Raw genomic sequence first — 18,544 nt, forward strand, 5'->3', positions numbered from 1 at the left:
TATAATAATGACACTTCAAACTGCAGGAATACATCATATTACAGCTTTTGTCGGAGACGCTCAGCGCAATGTTGATTTCTACGCCGGGATTCTGGGCCTACGGCTCGTGAAAAAAACGATTAATTTTGATGCTCCAGAGGTCTATCATTTATACTTTGGGAATGAGCAGGGTTCGCCGGGAACGATTATTACATTTTTCCCTTCACCTGTAGGGCGTAGAGGCAGAATAGGCAGTGGTCAAGTTGGCGTAACGATCTACGCAGTGCCGGTCGGTGCTCTGCAATTCTGGGAACAACGCCTTGCTGAATACGGAATTTCGGTTACAAAGGGAAGTCGGATCTCGGAACCCTATTTATCTTTTGCCGATTACGACGGTCTGCGGATTGAACTGGTGGAACGTGAGGAAGGCCCGCTCAGTAAGTGGTCCTTTGGTGGGATTCCTACTAAATACGCGATCAAAGGTTTTGGCGGAGCTGTGCTGTATAGCAGCAATCCGTTGCAAACAGCTGAGACACTTGTTCATACGCTGGGTATGGAACATATTGCTGACGGAGATGGATATACTCGCTATAGAAGCAATGGGGAGCTAGGTAATATTATTGATTTGAAGACATCACCCGTTCCGCTCGGAGCTGGAGGTGCAGGGACAGTTCATCACATCGCGTGGCGGGCAAAGGATAATGCAGAGCAACTGGAATGGTCGCGCCATGTACAGAGTCATGGGCATAGACCTACACCCGTTCAAGACCGTCAGTATTTTAATGCGATCTATTTCCGTGAAAGAGGAGGAATCCTGTTCGAAATCGCTACAGATCCTCCAGGTTTTGCCCGTGATGAAGCCCCAGATGCGTTGGGTGAAAAGTTGATGCTGCCTTCCTGGTTTGAGCCGCATCGCGCGGCCATCGAAGAAAACTTAACGCCTATTCAAGTAAGAGAAATTGAGGTGAAGCAGGGATGATTCATGTATTCCGTAAAGGTAAAGATATAACTAAACCTACATTAGTGTTGTTTCATGGCACAGGTGGTAATGAGCAGGATTTGCTGCCGCTGGCTGAGATGTTATCCCCAGATTCATCGGTGCTAGGTATACGGGGCAATGTGCTGGAGAATGGCATGCCACGATTCTTCCGTCGGCTGGCAGAAGGAGTGTTCGATGAAGCGGACTTAGTTTTCCGTACCCATGAGATTAAGCAATTTCTGGATGAAGCGGCAGAGAAATACGGGTTTGATGCCAACAATCTGGTAGCGGTTGGTTACTCTAACGGTGCAAACATTGCTGGTAGCCTTCTGTTTCATTATAAGGACATTTTCCGCGCGGCAGTGCTGTTGCATCCGATGGTGCCATTACGCAATGTGGAGCTTCCTTCTCTTGAAGGGGTGTCTATCTTTATTGGGGCAGGTACGAATGATCCGCTAATAACATCTACGGAAACTCAGGAGCTAGAGGGGATTCTGCAGAAAGCAGGCGCTGAGGTTACAACCCATTGGGGCAACCAAGGTCACCGCTTGAGTATGGCGGAAGCCGAAGCCGCCAAAGATTGGCTACAGGGGTTTAGTACATCTCAAAATGCATAAAACAATTAGGATAACCGCCTTTTGGCGGTTATTTTTAAGTTATTAGCCCCGAATGAGGCCTTATAAAAGGATTGATCATTTGAGTTCCTTTACGTTAGTATGAAGAATACAAAAAAGGCCCCCGGGTTGCTTTAGAAAGGTTGACGTAAGGATCATGATTGGAATGCAAAATGCTAATAAACTTGCTGTAGATGGACCCTCAAGGAAGCAGAGATTGCAACTTGCTGTTATTCTGGGCTCCATTACAACCATTGGGCCGTTGTCGATTGACATGTATTTGCCAGCACTGCCTACACTTGTCGACGATTTCGGTACGACAGCTGCTTTGGTGCAGCTAAGTCTCACCTTCTTTTTATTGGGACTGGCCTCGGGTCAGTTAGTAGCTGGACCACTGAGTGATGTATATGGACGTCGCCGTCCACTGCTTATAGGGATGTTCATCTATGCCGTTTCCTCAGTGCTATGTGCTTTTAGTCCTTCGATTGGACTTTTAATTGTTTTGCGGTTTATTCAAGGTCTTGCTGGTTCAGTGGGTGTAGTTGTCTCTAGGGCGGCTGTGCGTGATCTGTACAGTGGCTCTGAACTAACGAAATTTTTCTCTTTATTGATGATTGTTAATGGTCTGGGTCCGATTTTGGCTCCAGTCATTGGAGGCCAGCTCTTAAGAGTGACTACATGGCAGGGGATATTCCTCGTATTATTTGCTGCCGGAATTATTTTTTGCTTAACGATTCTCCTGCGCTTGCCTGAGACATTGCCGAAGGAGCGGCGCTCCAAGAGTGGGTTGAAGGGTACTTTGCTTACCTTTAAGGTGTTACTTGGCAACCGCAAGTTTATGGGTTATGCCTTGTCCCAAGGTTTTGTTACAGCGTCTATGTTCGCTTATATCTCTGGGTCATCTTTTGTTTTGCAAAATATTTTTGCGGTTACTCCGCAGGTATATAGCTTGATCTTTGCTGTGAACGGGATTGGGATTATTATTACAGGTCAAATTGCCGGCAGACTTGCTGGTAAGGTGAGTGAGACGAAGCTACTGCTTAGCGGGTTGCTGCTCTGTACAACGGGGGGCGTCTTGCTGCTGCTTACGATCCTGATAGGGGGAGGGCTGATTCCTATTCTAATCTGTCTGTTCGCTGTTGTCTCCAGTGTGGGGATTGTCGGCGCAACCAGCTTCTCACTTGCAATGCAGGACCAAGGAGAAGCCGCAGGCAGCGCTTCGGCTTTGATAGGGCTGATCCCGTTGCTGCTTGGTAGCTGTGTAGCACCGCTTGTGGGTCTTGGAGGCGTAGATTCAGCCCTTCCAATGGCGATTGTGATTGCCTGTACGGGTGTTCTCTCTATTCTGTCTTATCTTCTGTTGGTCAAACGGGGGAATTCCAATTATTGACAGCTCATCCTTATAACCTTGAAAGAGAGCAATACTTTCAGCAAACTTTCAGCGGGTTTTAACGTTCCTTATCTGCAAAAGGATTATATTGGAGGTAAGGAAGGGAGGGATGATTATGAGTATATCCGCAGTCTCAGGTTCTACATCGTATACTACCTCGACGTCTAGTACTACAGATACCAGCGCGCTCGAGAAACAAAAAGCGAAGCTGGAAGCCGAATTGGACAAGATTGATGCCAGCTCGGATGACGCGAAGACCAAAGAAACGAAAACGAAACAAATTGAGCAGCAGATCAAGCAAATCGAGGCACAAATTTCCCAGAAGTCGCAGAGCAGTGCTTCCGCTGCAAGCAGTAGTGCAGAAGCACCTGCCAAACCTGCAAACAACGCGCTTGCTGCGGCAAGCCCGCAAGAAATCGCTACCGCAACAACGAATAGCCAAGGCAGATTTGATATTCGTGTATAAACCATACTAAGTCGTGTTACATAACAAAAAGGGCATCCTTTGCCGTGAGGGATGTCCTTTTTGTTATGTATTTTTAAGTTTAGACTACAATTTAAATGTTCTTTTATCACATTGTTGGCCAATACTAGAAAGATACCCCTAAAATAAAGTTCCGTCATATTGATCTGTCCAGCTTCGTAATATATTAACTATGCTTATCCTCATTTCCCAAAAAATCTTTAACTGTTGCAGGGGTTAGGGATTTGCTGGCAGTCTAATAGAGTAGGTGTTGATTATCACGGGTCTTCTATTCCAAGAATTGCTATAATGGACTAGTTGTAAAAATTGTCTAGCACAACGTGTGTCAGCGGTAAAGGCAGGTGGGCTCATGCATTCAAAGCAACAGACATTAGAAAGATTCAAAATTGTAAGACTGATCTTATCTATCTATCGGATCCGGGCGGTCAGAGCTCTTTTTCCAGTGGCTATCATAGCGTTCGTATACTGGGAGGGGCAACATGAGCTGAAGCAGGTTCATTTAGGACTTATAATGCGTGAACTAAGGCGAGTACCTACGTCTGCTATTTTGCAAATGATTGGTTTTGCACTTCTTTCCGTAGCTGTGATGAGTGCTTATGATTATTTGATTCGGGCACATTTTCGTTTAAAAGTAGGGCTGTGGAGTACCTTTCGGTATGCATGGATTGCTAATACATTTAATAACTTGATTGGGTTTGCAGGTCTGGCTGGAGTTGGTTTAAGGACGCTGCTGTATAAAAAAAGCGGAGTGCCGACCTCCGTGCTAACGCCCGCCATTGTATTTCTTTCGCCGCTTATGATTACCGGGTTATCACTACTTTCATGGGCGAATATCTTTGGTTTACTCCCGGCAACGGCTTTGCTGGAAGAACATCGCTGGCTGGTATTTGCAGTATGGGGTATGGCGCTTTATTTGCCGGTTTTTGTGTTTGTGCAGCGCTCATCGCTTTATGCGAAATGGATTAACCGGGGAAAAGGCAGAACATCATGGCTTACAGTCGTTAACTCCGTCGGTGCTTCCTTTCTGGAATGGAGCTTTGCTGGCGTGACGTTTTGGACCATCAGCAGCCATCTCTTGGATGAGGTCCATTTTATAGCTATCTTTGGTATATTTACGATTGCTGCTATTGCCGGAATCTTGAGTATGGCACCCGGCGGTATCGGTGCATTTGACCTTATCGCCTTGCTCGGGCTGACACAGCTTGGCTACCAGACCGATAAGGCGATGGCGGTGCTTGTCATCTTTCGATTGTTTTATTATGTCATTCCTTGGTTGATTGGATTGGTGCTGGCTGCACTGGAAATTGGTCTGCAAGGAAAAAAGGATCAAGATCGTTCAGTTCCAGGGTTCGAACCCTCTCTTAACAAATGGCAGAAGATCTGGGGCTGGCCGGGTCAGTATACCTTTCTGAGCGATCTTGGGATGTGGGCTCTTGGCAAGCTGGTACTAGCTAGCGGGCTTATTCTCTTACTATCTGCAGCAGTACCCGGATTGCTGTATAGGTTGAAGATTACGGAGGAAATATTGCCGTTTCCGGTAATGCAGCTTTCTCATCATCTGTCTGTCCTTATTGGTTTTATGCTGATTTTATTGTCGCGGGGCATTACATTGCGGGTCCATAGTGCATATGTATGGACTAGCATACTTCTGTTTATTGGATCATTGTTTGCAGTCACTAAGGGTTTTGATTATGAAGAGGCGCTTTTGCTACTTATAGTAGCGCTTATTCTTTGGATATCCAGATCGCGGTTTTATCGGATTAGTGCGCCAATCAGCAGACAGAGCGCGATCCGGTGGTTTGCCCTCACTTCAGTAATTGCACTAAGCTACTATCTGATGGGCTGTTATGTACATCGTGGATTTCTGAAGCATCTGCCTCCGGGTGTACAGCCTGAATGGTTGCAGCGATATAGTCATGTTGCATTTACGGCAGTGGGAGGATTGGTCTTGTCTTGGGTACTGCTCATAATGTGGGTAAACCTCAGGCCCCATCATAAGGAGAACGAGCTGTTCGGGACCTTGGATGTAGCTAAGCTGAAACATTTTCTAGATGGAGTTCAAGGCAATACCTTAACTCATACTTTGTTTTTGGGTGATAAGGGCTTCTTCTGGGCTCAGAACGATAAAGTGCTGCTCGCTTTCGCCAGAGTTAGGGATAAACTCGTTGTGCTGGGTGATCCGCTGGGAGAGAGAAGCTTAATAAGTGAAGCCATCAGTGAATTTAGACAAGCTGCAGATCAGTATGGTCTGGTTGTAGTTTTCTATCAAGCTTCACCTGCTTTTTTATCGGTCTATCAGGAGCAGGGCTATCGCTTTTTTAAGCTGGGTGAAGAGGCAGTGATAAGCCTTGATAACTTTGCACTCAGTGATCTGAAGAATGGTGATCTGCAAAGGGTAAGCGATCGTTTTGAACGGGAAGGCATGAGTGTTGAAATTACAGAAGCGCCGCATGCTGATAGTTTGCTGAGAGATCTGCGAACGATTTCGGACGAGTGGTTGAATGGCCGAGCGGAAAAGGGTTATTCGTTAGGGTGGTTTAAGGTCGAGTATCTGCAACGGGCTCCCATTGTGGTGCTGCGGAACACCAAAGGTACAATACTGGCATTTGCTTCTATTGCCCCAGGGTATGATCAAGGATTGACCCTGTCCGTAGATTTGTTGCGCCAGCGGAAGAATGTGCCAAACGGGACGGTAGATTATTTATTGGTTTGTATGCTGGAATGGGCGAAGTCCAAGGGGTATCGGCGATTTAATCTAGGCAACACTCCTCTATCATCCAGTGGGGGTCAGGACCCCGGAGCTCTGAAGGAGGAGAAGCTGGCTCATCAAGTGTTTAATAGAGGTGGGCATGGGCATGGTTACGGTTTTGCCAGATTGCGTCGTTACAAGGAAAAGTTCAATCCAGAGTGGGAGCCGCGTTACTTAGCTTATCCAGCGTCCCTAACATTACCCGTCTTAACGCTGGATCTGGTGAGGCTTGTATCCCGCCATCCGGAGCATAAAACGAATAACTAAAAAAAGGTGCCCAACGCCAAACGGCGTTGGGCACCTTTTTAATCAGGTTTACTTCTTGTCAGCTTCTGCATCTGGCAGAGCCCAGACGGAGACGCTGCCGCCATTGACCGGGAAGGTCGCCCAACCATCTTTTTCAATGGTTATGGTGGCTTTATGGTTATGGGTGAAATCCACCCATGCTTCACCGGCGCGATGTTCTCCTACGAACATTCTCTTCTGGCCATTCTCACCATTACTGATCACAACCGCACAACCGGAGTGTTCAATATCCTCCACGCCGAGCCGTGTCCAGCCAATCGTGTTAGGATGATCGAAATAATCCTTCTGTTCACCATAAGCTTTGTGATAGCGGGTATACAGCAGAGGGTCAATCGCATCTTTTTTACCTGCTACAGGTGTTGGTCCTTCGATCCCATAATAATCCCCGTAAAAGACCACAGGATATCCATCCCGTCGCAGCAGTATAAGCGCGTAAGCACTTTGCTTGAACCAATCATCTACCCAGGATTCCAGGGCTTCGTGAGGCTGAGAATCATGATTGTCAACGAAGGTTACAGCATTGGTGGGATGAGTCTGCACCAGTGTGTCATCAAGAATTTTGGTCAGATCATAGTTTCTGCCCTCCAAAGAAGCTGAATGCAGCTTGTAGTGAAGGGATACATCGAAGAGGTCAATTTTATAATCGACGGTATTCAGAAATTGTCGACAGGACTCTAAGTCGGAATTCCAGAATTCACCGACGATATAGAAATCCTTCTCGCATTTATTAAACATCTCTACCGCGAATTCTTTAACAAACTCATGGTTGATATGTTTGATGGCGTCCAAGCGGAAGCCGCTGCAGTGGAGGGTATCCACCAGCCATTTTCCCCATTGGATCATTTCTTTTTTGACTTCCGGATGGCTGTAATCAATATTAGCGAACATTAGATAATCATAGTTTCCGAACTCGTCGTCAACATTCTGATTCCACGCTTTATTCTCGCCTACTATACGGAATACGCCGGTTCGCTCTTCTTTGGCGTCAAAGTCAGTGCCGTTAAAATGATTGTGATTCCACTTAAAGGCAGAGTGTTCATTCCCGCGGCCAGGGAAGGTGAATTTTGTCCAGCCCTCAATCTCGAAAGGTTTCGAAATTTCTTTCATCCGATCATTGGGGTCGACCTCGATGACCTGGAATACTTCCTTTTCATCCGCGCCAGCCTTATGATTCATCACCAAATCAACGTAAACGGCGATGCCATTCTTTTGACATTCCGAAATTGCGTTGATCAGTGCTTGTTTGGTGCCATATTTGGTGCGTACCGTACCTTTTTGGTCATATTCGCCCAGATCGTATAGATCATACACGCCATAGCCTGTATCGTCAGCGGAGACGGCCTTTGTCACAGGAGGTACCCAAACAGAATCAATGCCTACGGCTTTTAGCGCGGGTGCAGTTTCTTTTAAGCGATCCCAGTGTTTCCCGTCCGCAGCAACATGCCATTCAAAAAACTGCATCATTGTATGGTTCCTCATTATTTCTTACGCCTCCATATCCCATCAAGCAAATTTTACTCTCAACACTCTGATTAGTTTTTCAGATAACTCTTATTAAACTTAAAAACAGACTATGAAAAATAAGGCCAGTTGTTGAATGCGCAGGAAGGGACATGATTGTCATTAAACAGGCTTGAAAAGAATGATTTCTGACCTTTGGGAGAGATGCACAGCGTTGCGTCCATTCCGTTTGGAGCTATACAGAGCATGGTCGGCTTCAGATAGCAGTTCTTCTAGAGTGGCCTCTGGATTTAGGGCCTCCACAACTCCAAAGCTTGCGGTCACATTAATGGGCCCGATGACGGTATATAAGGTGCTTTGTTCAATATCCGCGCGGATATTTTCGCAGAGCAATGCTGCTTGCTTCAGTGACGTCTCTGGCAGACAGATCACAAATTCCTCACCACCATAACGGCCAAAGAGATCTCCCTCCCGCAGATGTCTGCTGCACACCTGGACAATATGCTGTAGAGCTTGATCTCCATATTGATGCCCATAGCGGTCATTAATGCTCTTGAAGAAGTCCACATCCAGCAAAATCATAGATAATGAGCTTCGCAGGCTGGCAGCCCGGGCAAGCAATGCTTGACTCAGCTCCAAAAAATAGGAGCGGTTATAGATACCCGTTAGGCTGTCCATCGTAGCCAATTGACGCAGCTTCTCCTGAAGCAGTATTCGTTCAGTCACGTCAATCAGCATGATCATCTGTCCTGCTATGTGCCCTTCTTGTTTCTGTACCGGAGAGGAGCGGATTTGATAATAGCAGATCTCCTCTGCTTTGTTCCAAGCCACTTCCCGTTCTTCGCGCAACAGTGGCTCGGCATCCATCACATAGGACAAGGCATCTTTGCCTGCGTTAAGAAACAATTGTGCTAGCGGTTTGCCAATCGATGAGGAGTTGAGCCCCTCTATCATATTCGCGGCTGCACGATTGTAATCGACGAGCATGTCCGAGCGGTCGGTGACAAGCACTCCCTCCCGCATGCTCTCGAACAGATTCTCACGAGCAATAGGTGCAGCCGTTAACATGCCCCGGGATAAAATAGCCCAAATATATAGGGAGGAGGTTAGGCTCATAATGATCGGGACGGGATCCATTCCGTAAGGAGTCAAGCCTATCAGATACAAAAAAGCGCCGAGGGTTGGAAGGCTTAACCCGATTATTATTGTGATGATCTGCCTGCGGTATACCCTTTTCATCCTGTTCCACTGCCATATCATGAGGCAAATGGCTGCCAGCAGACAGCCGAAAGTAAAGCTGCCGTGAACGATATACCAAGGTCCCATCACAACATCAACGAGTGGGGTGGGCGTATTTTCCCGTAAATAAATGGATTTATAGAAGAGATGATGGTAATCATTGGTCCAGACCAGCAGCGTTGTAATGAATGGAATGATAAATAACGCCGCCCGTATGCCTTTTTTAAACAGCGTCTCCAGCCCAACGAAATGGATCACCATGATTAGACTAGCCGGCGCAATAAAGGGCATCCCCAGATATTCTAACTTAATCCAGAAGCTGATTTCCTCCAGAGTTTTCCCCGATAATTCTAATGCGAAACCGAAGGTGTAAATAGCAGAGGTAAAGGAGCTTATAACAAAAGCCCTGATTCCTAAGAAATCAGTTTTTTTATAATAGGCGAAAAGGGCTAGTAAGACACTCAGCACACCTGATATAGCAACAATTACAATATAATTCGAGATTATAGATCCCATGGGTCTATTGTCACCTACCGAGGAAAGATATGGATAAATATTACCACATATCTGCGGATATAAAAAAAATACTTCGGGTTTGTGGTCAAAAAAATGTCTCCTAGACAAAATGACGCAATTTAACAGGAGCTATTTTACTAATTGTCTAGTGAGAGTCCAGTGAGCAGCGTGTAACATGTTAGTTAATACTACACGCAACAGAAGTTTTCTTTATTTTATCTAAATAGCGTCAGTTTATATAACATTATAAACATGGCTTATTTTGAAAAGGGGGGCTGAGGATGTCATCACTAGCGACAAATATTCCTGAGATTCAGCTGGAGAATGTTGAAATGCGTTATCGGACAGAAGCTGCGGAAGTGCTTGCCCTGCATCAGGTGAGTCTTGATATTGCAAAAGGGGAGTTCGTCTCCCTGCTCGGACCTTCCGGATGTGGCAAAACGACGCTGCTTAGACTGATGGCCGATCTCATAGCACCAACAGGCGGGAACATTGTGGTAGCTGGGAAAAGTGCCAGAGAAGCCAGGCTGGCGCAAAAATATGGCATTGTTTTTCAAAGTCCAGTGTTATACGACTGGCGAAAAGTGAAGCATAACATCACATTGCCACTGGAGCTGATGGGGGTAAAGAAGTCAATCCGTGAGGAAAAGGCGATGGAGCTTCTTGATCTGGTGGGGCTGCAGAGCTTTGCGGATAAATATCCGTGGCAGCTCAGCGGCGGGATGCAGCAGCGTGTAGCGATTGCCAGAGCGCTATCGATGGAGCCGGAAATTCTGCTCATGGATGAGCCGTTCTCTGCGCTGGATGAATTTACGCGTGAGCGATTGAATGAAGAGTTATTGTCTGTCTGGAGTAAAGTGCAGAACACAATTGTCTTTGTAACTCATAGTATTCCTGAATCTATATTCCTCTCTGACCGGGTGTTTGTCCTTTCCCCGCATCCAGGTCGCTTGTCCGCTGTGGTCGAAATTCCTCTGCCACGTCCGCGAACGGCGGAAATGAGAAATAGCCCAGAGTTTTTCGAACTGATCGCACGTATTCGCGACAGCTTCGAAGGGGTGTAGTGATGAAAGGGGGCAGTATCTTTGTGCGAGGCCGTCTGCTGCCGTTGTTCGTCTGGATTTTTGGCCTGCTGCTAGTCTGGGAAGGGACTTCCTGGATGCTGCTCCATGTGGTGGAGACGCCGTTGGCACAGTCCAAGCTGCCATATGTTCATGAGGTGTTAGCTACCTTATGGCAGTATGGAGACACGCTCTTGAAGGAGGGGGCTGCGACCTTCGGTAATGCTGGTGTTGGCTTCCTGATTGGAGCGGTAGCTGGTGCCTCATTGGCGGTGTTGATGAGCTTGTCGAAGACAATAGAGCAATTAACTTTTCCTTATGCTATTGCCTCGCAGATGATTCCGATTCTGGGGTTGGCACCCATCATCTACGGGATTGTGCGCGATGAGCAGACCTCGCGGATTATTATTTCGGGATATATCACCTTTTTCCCGGTGGCTCTGAACATGCTGCGCGGCTTGCGGAGTGTAGATCCATCAGCGCTCGAATTGATGCATTCTTACGCGGCGAAACCTTGGGCGGTCTATTGGAAACTCAGATTCCCGGCGGCTTTGCCGGGTTTGTTCGGTGGGCTTAAGATAGCTGCCCCACTTGCTGTGACTGGAGCTATTCTGGTGGAGCTTATGGGTGCCCAGCATGGCATTGGTGTAATTATGCTGCGCAATCTCTATTATGGAAGCTCTCACACCTATATGTTCTGGTCTACGGTGATTGTGGGTGCCTTGCTGGGAATCGTAAGCTACTGGTTAATCAGTCTGATAGAACGCCTGGTAACGCCTTGGCAGCCTGAATATCGTCCGAAAGGAGGCAGCCGCTAATGGAAACTAACTCCGTTCGGGAGACCACGTTTATAGGCTCTACTGGTAAAGAAATGGCTCAGCCGGCGCTAACGGCTACACCAAAGAATGCTGTAGCCGTTCCGAAACCTGCGGAAGCTACGGCGAGTCGCGGCGGCTCACGAATGCTGAAGAGGATATTTAGCGCAGGGGTACTGCTGCCTGTACTGGCAGGTCTGTTATTTCTTGCACTATGGGAATTTCAATTTTTTCATAAGATCTTTGATCTGAAAAAATATCAACTCCCGCTGCCTACAGCCATCGCCGAAACCATGCGAGATAATTTCAGCTTGTTGCTGTCCTATACCGGATACACTCTTGCTGAAGCTGTGCTGGGAATGTTGGTTGGTTCTGCTATCGGCTTCCTGATCGCTTTAGTCGCGACAGCTTGGCCGCGCTGGGGGAGTGGAAGCTTGACGCTGGTTGCCGCCCTAAATGCTGTGCCTATCGTCGCCCTCGCGCCCATCATGAATTTGTGGTTTGGAGATGGGATAGGCTCACGAATTGCCATAGTAACAGCAACTACAATGGCAGCGATGGCGATCAACGCCTATAAAGGTATGGCGGCGATTGATCCATTGGCGCTGGATCTGATGCATTCCTATGCGGCAGGTAAACCGGCAGTGTTCCGTTATCTGCGGATTCAGAGCAGTTTGCCCTATGTATTTACAGCACTCAAGATTAATGCTACTGCCAGTATGATTGGCGCCATTGTTGGGGAATTCTTTTTCTCCTCAAAAGGGCTTGGATATCTGCTATCCAATTCCATTAAAGTTGCCAAAATGCCACTGGGGTGGTCCTGTATTGTGTTGGCTGCAATTGCAGGCGTGCTCTTCTATTTAGTGGTTGAGCGGCTGGAGAAAGTATTCATTAAGTGGCATCCTTCGCAGCGTACTTAATCTTCCCCTCATTACATCCGGCCATAGTGGGAATGGAAAAGAGAAACCGCCCACGGCTGTATGCATAAACGCACCACGATGATTGTCCATACTGTGCTTGTTACAAACTTAAATTACGATAGGGGGAGTTCGATTGATGAACGGGAAAAAACGCAAATTTCGTGGTGGTTTGTTGGCAATCGTGATGATGTTGAGTGTTTCTTTAATGGCGGGTTGCGGTGGCAACAATAATAACTCGGCAGCTGAAGCTACGACTGCCCCTGAAGCTTCAGCAGCTCCTGACGCAAGTGCTGCTACTGAACCGGCTGCTGATCCAGTTACAGTGAAGCTACAGCTGAAATGGGTGCCGCAGGCACAATTCGCTGGGTATTTTGTGGCGCAGGATAAAGGATATTACAAGGAAGAAGGCTTGGATGTAGAAATTCTGCCGGGTGGGCCTGATATCGTTCCGGAACAGCAAGTGGCAGGTGGCTCCGCAGATATCGGTGTGGGTTGGGTAGCCAGCTTGCTGCCGAGTCTTGAAGAGGGAATGCCGCTGGTGCAGATCGCGCAAATCTATCAAAAGAGCGGGTTGGTCCTGGTCTCCAAAAAAACTGCTGGCATTAACTCAGCCGCTGATCTTAAGGGTAAAAAAGTCGGCAACTGGATGGGTGGCAACGAATTTGAACTATTAGCGTTATTCGATAAATATAAGTTCGATCCGAATAAGGACCTAAGCTTTACGAAGCAAGGGTTCACGATGGATCAGTTCTTGGGCGATCAGATCGATGCGGCCTCAGCGATGACTTATAACGAGTACCAAGTGGTGTTGGAGTCAGGTATTAAGGCTGAGGATCTGAACGTCATCGACATGAATACAGAAGGCGTTGCGATGCTTGAGGATAACTTGTTCGCGAATAAGGAATGGCTTGCGGAGAATAAAGAGACTGCAGCAAAGTTTGTACGTGCCTCCCTGAAGGGCTGGAAAGATGCAATTGCTGATCCTGCAACTGCCGTGGACAGTGTGATGAAGCAAGCGGAAGACGGCAGTACGACGAAGGAACATCAGCTGACAATGATGACTGAGGTTGCCAAGCTGATTCTGCCTGAAGGCTTTGACAGTGCCAAGATGGGATATACCGATGCGGCGGCGTTCCAGCAAACCGCTGATATTTCGCTTAAATTTGGTGTCATTAAAGAACCGGTTAAGGTAGATGAGGCTTATACGAACGAAATCGTAGAAATGGCGGCAAAATAACTAACTGAGCTTAATGTTATAGTGGATGGCCGCCTGATCTGGCGGTCATCTATTATAATCAGCAGTCCATCAGTGCATCTGAAACAGAGAAAGGGGTGCGAGCTATGTCTCTCCTAGTAACGCAGGCTGAAAGAGTTAAGAATTATGTGAATGGAGCTTGGGTAGAATCGTCGTCCGGGCGAGATGAAGAGGTTTATAATCCGGCGACAGGTGAAGTGATTGCTTATGTGCCCATTTCTAGTAAGGAAGAGCTGGGTGCAGCGGTAGAAGCGGCTGCGGCAGCATTTCAAGCGTGGAAAAGGGTCGCTGTGCCGCGTCGTGCCCGCTATTTTTTTCAATATCAACAGCTGCTGGTAAAGCATTGGCATGAGCTGGCCGAGCTGGTTACGCTGGAGAATGGCAAAAGTCTGGAAGAGGCGCAAGGTGAGGTGCAGCGTGGAATTGAGTGTGTGGAATTTGCCGCAGGCATCCCCACGTTGATGATGGGCAGTCAGCTTCCGGACATTGCTACCGGTATTGAATCCGGGATGTACCGTTATCCATTGGGGGTGATCGGGGGGATTGCCCCGTTTAATTTTCCGATGATGGTTCCTTGTTGGATGTTTCCGCTTGCCATCGCTTGTGGAAATACCTTTGTGCTGAAGCCTTCTGAACGGACGCCGCTGCTTGTTAATCGATTGGCAGAGTTATTTGCCGAAGCGGGCTTTCCTCCAGGTGTACTGAATGTGATACATGGGGCGCACGAGGTTGTGAATGGGCTGCTGGAGCATGATGAAGTGAAGGCGATTTCGTTCGTGGGTTCGCAGCCGGTTGCGGAATATGTATATAAGACAGGGACGGCGCAGGGAAAACGGGTGCAGGCGCTAGCTGGAGCCAAGAATCACTCGATTGTGCTGCCTGATGCGGAGTTGGACAATGCGGTCAAAAATATCATTGCGGCTTCCTTTGGTTCGGCAGGTGAGCGTTGTATGGCGTGCTCGGTTGTGGTGGTTCATGAGGATATCGCTGACGAGCTAGTGGGTCGTCTGGCTGCGGCTGCGGATGAACTTAAGATTGGTAATGGCGCCGATGACGGGGTGTTTTTGGGTCCGGTAATTCGCCAGTCGAATAAGGAGAAGACGCTTTATTACATTGAGACTGGTGAAGCTGAGGCAGCCAAGCTTGTGAGAGATGGGCGGAAGGATGCTGCTACAGGTGGTGCGGGTTATTTTATCGGGCCGACGATATTTGATCATGTACAGCCGGGAATGACTATCTGGAAGGATGAAATTTTTGCGCCGGTATTGTCTGTGATTCGTGTGAAAAGTCTGAGTGAAGCGATTGCGGTAACGAATCAATCCCCATTCGCGAATGGGGCGTGTATTTATACAGATAGCGCAAAGGCGATCCGTGAATTTCGGGAAGAAATTGATGCAGGGATGTTGGGTGTGAATCTGGGTGTGCCTGCCCCCATGGCATTTTTCCCCTTCTCGGGTTATAAGAAATCGTTCTATGGAGACCTGCATGCCAATGGGCGTGATGGGGTGGAGTTCTATACGCGTAAAAAGATGATCACTGCCCGTTATTAGAGAAAATGAGCTGCTGAGAGGAGAAAATGTTATGCAGAGTCTGGGGAATGATAGTGAGCTTGCGGTGAAGAAGGATCAGAAATATTTATGGCACAACATTACACCTTATAGTGAAAAGAATCCGCCTATGATTGCCGCCTCGGCAAGTGGGTCGTGGATTACGGATATACAGGGCAATCAATTTTTGGATGGGATGTCTGGCTTGTGGTGTGTAAATGTGGGATACGGGCGCAAGGAGCTGGCGGAAGCTGCTTACAATCAATTGCTGGCCCTGCCATATTTTCCTCTGACACAAAGTCATCTCCCGGCGATTGCGCTGGCGGAGAAGCTGAATGAGTGGCTCGGAGACGATTATGTGATCTTTTTTTCCAATAGTGGATCGGAAGCCAATGAGGCTGCTTTCAAAATGGCCCGCCAGTACCAGCAGCAAATCGGCCAGCATTATCGCCATAAATTCATTGCCCGTTATCGTGGGTACCATGGCAGTTCACTTGGGGCATTATCTGCAACGGGCCAGGCCCAGCGCAAATATAAATATGAACCGTTGGCAGGTGGTTTTCTGCATGTAGCTCCCCCGGACAGCTATCGCCGCCCGGCTGGGATGACTGTGGAAGAATTCAATCTCCAGTGTGCACAGTCCATAGAGGATATGATCATCTGGGAAGGCGTGGAGACGGTAGCTGCGGTGATTATGGAGCCTGTAATTACGGGTGGTGGCGTCATTGTACCGCATCAGGTTTATTTGGATCGGGTGCAGGAAATCTGCCGTAAGCACGGTGTGTTGCTCATTATGGATGAGGTGATTTGTGGATTCGGACGTTCTGGACGTAAGTTTGGTCATCACAACTTTAATGTGAAGCCTGACATCGTAACGATGGCTAAGGGACTGACTAGCGCTTATCTTCCTCTATCTGCCACTGCTGTTCGTAAGGATATCTATGAGGTATTTAAGGACAATAGCGATGACTATGGGCATTTTCGCCATGTGAATACTTTTGGTGGTAACCCTGCTTCCTGTGCGCTGGCGCTGCGTAATCTGGAAATTATCGAGCAGGAGAAGCTGGTGGAACGTGCGGATCTTTTAGGTAAAAGAATAAATACAGAATTTACTGAGCTGCTTGATCACAAGCTTGTAGGTGATGTCCGCAGCTTTGGTTTGGTGACAGGGATTGAGCTGGTTGAAGACAAGGTCAGTAAGAAACCGGTTGATCTGAATATTGTGAAGGGGATTATTGCCGAATGTAAGTCCAAGGGGCTTATCATCGGTAAAAATGGCGATACCGTAGCTGGGTTCAACAACGTGCTTACCTTCGCCCCGCCGTTATCCTCCACGGATGAAGATATAGAATTTATTATCGATACCTTTAAATCTGTGCTGAACGGGGGCTAGGTAAAGTGATTTTGTCTGGATATAGAAATTGGTAAGCGCGCAGGGCGACTTGAATGGAGATCCGATTCTCTGGCTGCATGAAGTCTTCACCCAGTAGCTCTGTTATTTTGTCCAGGCGATAATAAAGGGACTGTCTGACAATGAATAGGTTTCGAGCGGCAATTTGTTTGGAACCATCATGATCCAGATAAACACGAAGGGTAAGCAGCAGCTCGCTGCCTTTGGTTTGGTCGTGGTCGATTAGCGGGCCGAGATAACTGCGAATGAAGTTCTGCAACGTTTTTCCGTCATTTAAGCTCAACAGCAGCTGGAATACACCCAGCTCTTCATAGAAGAGTAGTGACTTCTGGTAACAGGAGTATAACGACAATGCCTGTAGGGCTTCCTGATAACCGGAATAGGCTCGTTTTAGGCGCTTATGCGATTTGCTGACTCCAATGACGAGCTGCAAATCCTTGAGCTTCTCATCGGAGCGGATGTTCTGCAGGGCTTCAAGTGCTTGTTGAAGTCGCATTTTTCCAGGCATTTTCGATTGGATATCGAGGGCGATGACGGTGAGGCGATTGTTCTTAAGGGTGATCAGCGGACGTAAAGAATATTTCTCAAAGATGGAACGCAGGATGAGCGAAAGGTGGAAGGTAATGGACTCCCATTCGTTCTCCGAGCTGTTCCATTTTACATCTCTGGGGTTCTTGATCTCTATAAGGCATACACGGTAAGGGAGCTCGTTGACCACGTTGAAATTGGAGCCGATCAGGCCCTTTAAGCGGTTATCATCTTCGATGCGGCCATTGATCAGCTCGTCGACCCATAGATTTTCTGAAAAAAGCTTACGCTCCTCCATATACCGCGTCCGCAGCAGCTCTTGTGCAATGGACAAAGAGGCGGAATCCAGCAGCAGACAGTCGAACTCCTGTGGTTTGTGATTGCATACCATCAGAATGTAAGCCCAGGTCTGATCCAGCGCACCTACAGGCTTGAGCGCGATGGTCTTCTGTCCATATTCCCGGATATAGGGGGCAACGTCAGGTTGAATTCCTTCCAGCTCGTCGCCGAAGGCGGTGAAAAAATTCAGCAATGGAGCCTGCTCTTCCGGCGGAAGTGCCGGAAAAAATAAGGGTTTGCCTTGCAGCTGCATATAGACAATTTGTGTGCGGGTACTTTTGCACAATAATTGCAGCACTTTCAGCGTTCCTTGTGAAGTTAAGGTCAGGCGGTGGAATTCACGTGAGATTTTTTCAAGTTCTTGGAGCATCCGGTGATGCCGGTTAATGATAATCGAGTGAAGATCCAACGTGATATCTACGAAACGAACCGTGCGGGTGAAGATGATTAGCGGAAAGTCATGCCTGTCGGCTAAGTCGATCATCTCTTGCGGGATGGTGCTGAAATACGTACCTAACTCAATACATAGGCAAGCTGCATTTTTGTCGATCAGGTTCTGCATAAACTCCAAGGAGGAAGGGAGATCGACACTTGCACCAATCCCCGTAGTCAAAATCATTTCTTCGCCATGAATCAGAGTCTCGAAGTTGGCACTTTCCAGTACATGCACCCAGCGAATGGCACGGCTTAGGCCGCTTTTCCCGCCGATCACCTCGGCTTCTGCGAATAGTGGTCTTTTTAAAGCGTCACGAATGGTTAATACAAGCTCCCAGTCCATAGTTACTCCCCCTCGATCTTCTGCGCTCTGGCCTTCGGCTAACGCCCTGTTATTCTCAGCCTATTCTCACACGTAAAAAATACAGTTTTGAAATTAGACAAAGTGTCTAATGCAACGAAAATTCGAAATGACTATAGTTTGATTAACGGATGTCAGTATATATAACCTAATCA

Annotated in this window: 14 protein-coding genes; 11 read left to right on the plus strand and 3 right to left on the minus strand. The window is 47.6% G+C overall.

Annotation, left to right across the window (positions count from 1 at the left end; translation table 11 throughout):
- Positions 1 to 7: 7 nt before the first annotated feature.
- From MHH63_RS25450 to mprF, 5 genes are all read left to right on the plus strand, one after another.
- Positions 8 to 958 carry a ring-cleaving dioxygenase gene (locus MHH63_RS25450; RefSeq protein WP_248548944.1) on the plus strand — a complete coding sequence of 317 codons (951 nt, stop codon included), beginning with the start codon at positions 8 to 10 and terminating at the stop codon, positions 956 to 958.
- Complete coding sequence (locus MHH63_RS25455; protein ID WP_076124044.1) at positions 955 to 1,575, plus strand: alpha/beta hydrolase; 621 nt, start codon at positions 955 to 957, stop codon at positions 1,573 to 1,575. Before MHH63_RS25450 ends, MHH63_RS25455 begins: the two co-directional genes overlap by 4 nt.
- A gap of 154 nt (positions 1,576 to 1,729) precedes the next feature.
- On the plus strand, positions 1,730 to 2,962 hold the full coding sequence (locus MHH63_RS25460; protein WP_428323531.1) for a multidrug effflux MFS transporter: 1,233 nt from the start codon (positions 1,730 to 1,732) through the stop codon (positions 2,960 to 2,962).
- A 115-nt stretch (positions 2,963 to 3,077) separates the two neighbouring features.
- A complete protein-coding gene (locus MHH63_RS25465) occupies positions 3,078 to 3,428 on the plus strand; it encodes a FlxA-like family protein (RefSeq protein WP_076099710.1) in 351 nt (116 codons plus the stop codon).
- 367 nt (positions 3,429 to 3,795) lie between these two features.
- Positions 3,796 to 6,462, plus strand: a complete 2,667-nt coding sequence (gene mprF / locus MHH63_RS25470; RefSeq protein WP_248548945.1) for a bifunctional lysylphosphatidylglycerol flippase/synthetase MprF — start codon at positions 3,796 to 3,798, stop codon at positions 6,460 to 6,462.
- Between the two features lie 48 nt (positions 6,463 to 6,510).
- On the opposite strand, the gene MHH63_RS25475 is transcribed toward mprF, so the two are convergent.
- Complete coding sequence (locus MHH63_RS25475; RefSeq protein ID WP_076191713.1) at positions 6,511 to 7,983, minus strand: alpha-amylase; 1,473 nt, start codon at positions 7,981 to 7,983, stop codon at positions 6,511 to 6,513.
- Between the two features lie 141 nt (positions 7,984 to 8,124).
- Positions 8,125 to 9,717, minus strand: coding sequence for a histidine kinase N-terminal 7TM domain-containing diguanylate cyclase (locus tag MHH63_RS25480; RefSeq protein ID WP_076303564.1), 1,593 nt, complete (start codon positions 9,715 to 9,717; stop codon positions 8,125 to 8,127).
- A gap of 281 nt (positions 9,718 to 9,998) precedes the next feature.
- On the opposite strand from MHH63_RS25480, the gene MHH63_RS25485 reads away from it, so the two are divergent.
- From MHH63_RS25485 to MHH63_RS25510, 6 genes are all read left to right on the plus strand, one after another.
- Positions 9,999 to 10,781, plus strand: coding sequence for an ABC transporter ATP-binding protein (locus tag MHH63_RS25485; RefSeq protein ID WP_036682061.1), 783 nt, complete (start codon positions 9,999 to 10,001; stop codon positions 10,779 to 10,781).
- A gap of 2 nt (positions 10,782 to 10,783) precedes the next feature.
- Positions 10,784 to 11,596: an ABC transporter permease gene (locus MHH63_RS25490; RefSeq protein WP_076191718.1), complete on the plus strand. Its 813-nt coding sequence runs from the start codon at positions 10,784 to 10,786 to the stop codon at positions 11,594 to 11,596.
- Positions 11,596 to 12,513: an ABC transporter permease gene (locus tag MHH63_RS25495; RefSeq protein WP_081390534.1), complete on the plus strand. Its 918-nt coding sequence runs from the start codon at positions 11,596 to 11,598 to the stop codon at positions 12,511 to 12,513. Before MHH63_RS25490 ends, MHH63_RS25495 begins: the two co-directional genes overlap by 1 nt.
- Positions 12,514 to 12,649: 136 nt before the next feature.
- Positions 12,650 to 13,750 (plus strand): ABC transporter substrate-binding protein, encoded by a 1,101-nt coding sequence (locus tag MHH63_RS25500; protein ID WP_076124036.1) that lies wholly within the window; start codon positions 12,650 to 12,652, stop codon positions 13,748 to 13,750.
- A gap of 104 nt (positions 13,751 to 13,854) precedes the next feature.
- A complete protein-coding gene (locus MHH63_RS25505; protein WP_248548947.1) occupies positions 13,855 to 15,318 on the plus strand; it encodes a CoA-acylating methylmalonate-semialdehyde dehydrogenase in 1,464 nt (487 codons plus the stop codon).
- A gap of 31 nt (positions 15,319 to 15,349) precedes the next feature.
- Positions 15,350 to 16,708 (plus strand): aspartate aminotransferase family protein, encoded by a 1,359-nt coding sequence (locus MHH63_RS25510; protein WP_248548948.1) that lies wholly within the window; start codon positions 15,350 to 15,352, stop codon positions 16,706 to 16,708.
- On the opposite strand, the gene MHH63_RS25515 is transcribed toward MHH63_RS25510, so the two are convergent.
- Positions 16,683 to 18,371 (minus strand): PucR family transcriptional regulator, encoded by a 1,689-nt coding sequence (locus MHH63_RS25515; protein ID WP_076181983.1) that lies wholly within the window; start codon positions 18,369 to 18,371, stop codon positions 16,683 to 16,685. The two genes, MHH63_RS25510 and MHH63_RS25515, sit on opposite strands and share 26 nt — an antisense overlap.
- Positions 18,372 to 18,544 lie beyond the last annotated feature (173 nt).

The sequence above is a fragment of the Paenibacillus sp. FSL H3-0310 genome (genome assembly GCF_038002785.1).
In the GTDB taxonomy this organism is placed as follows: Bacteria; Bacillota; Bacilli; order Paenibacillales; family Paenibacillaceae; genus Paenibacillus_AQ; species Paenibacillus_AQ odorifer.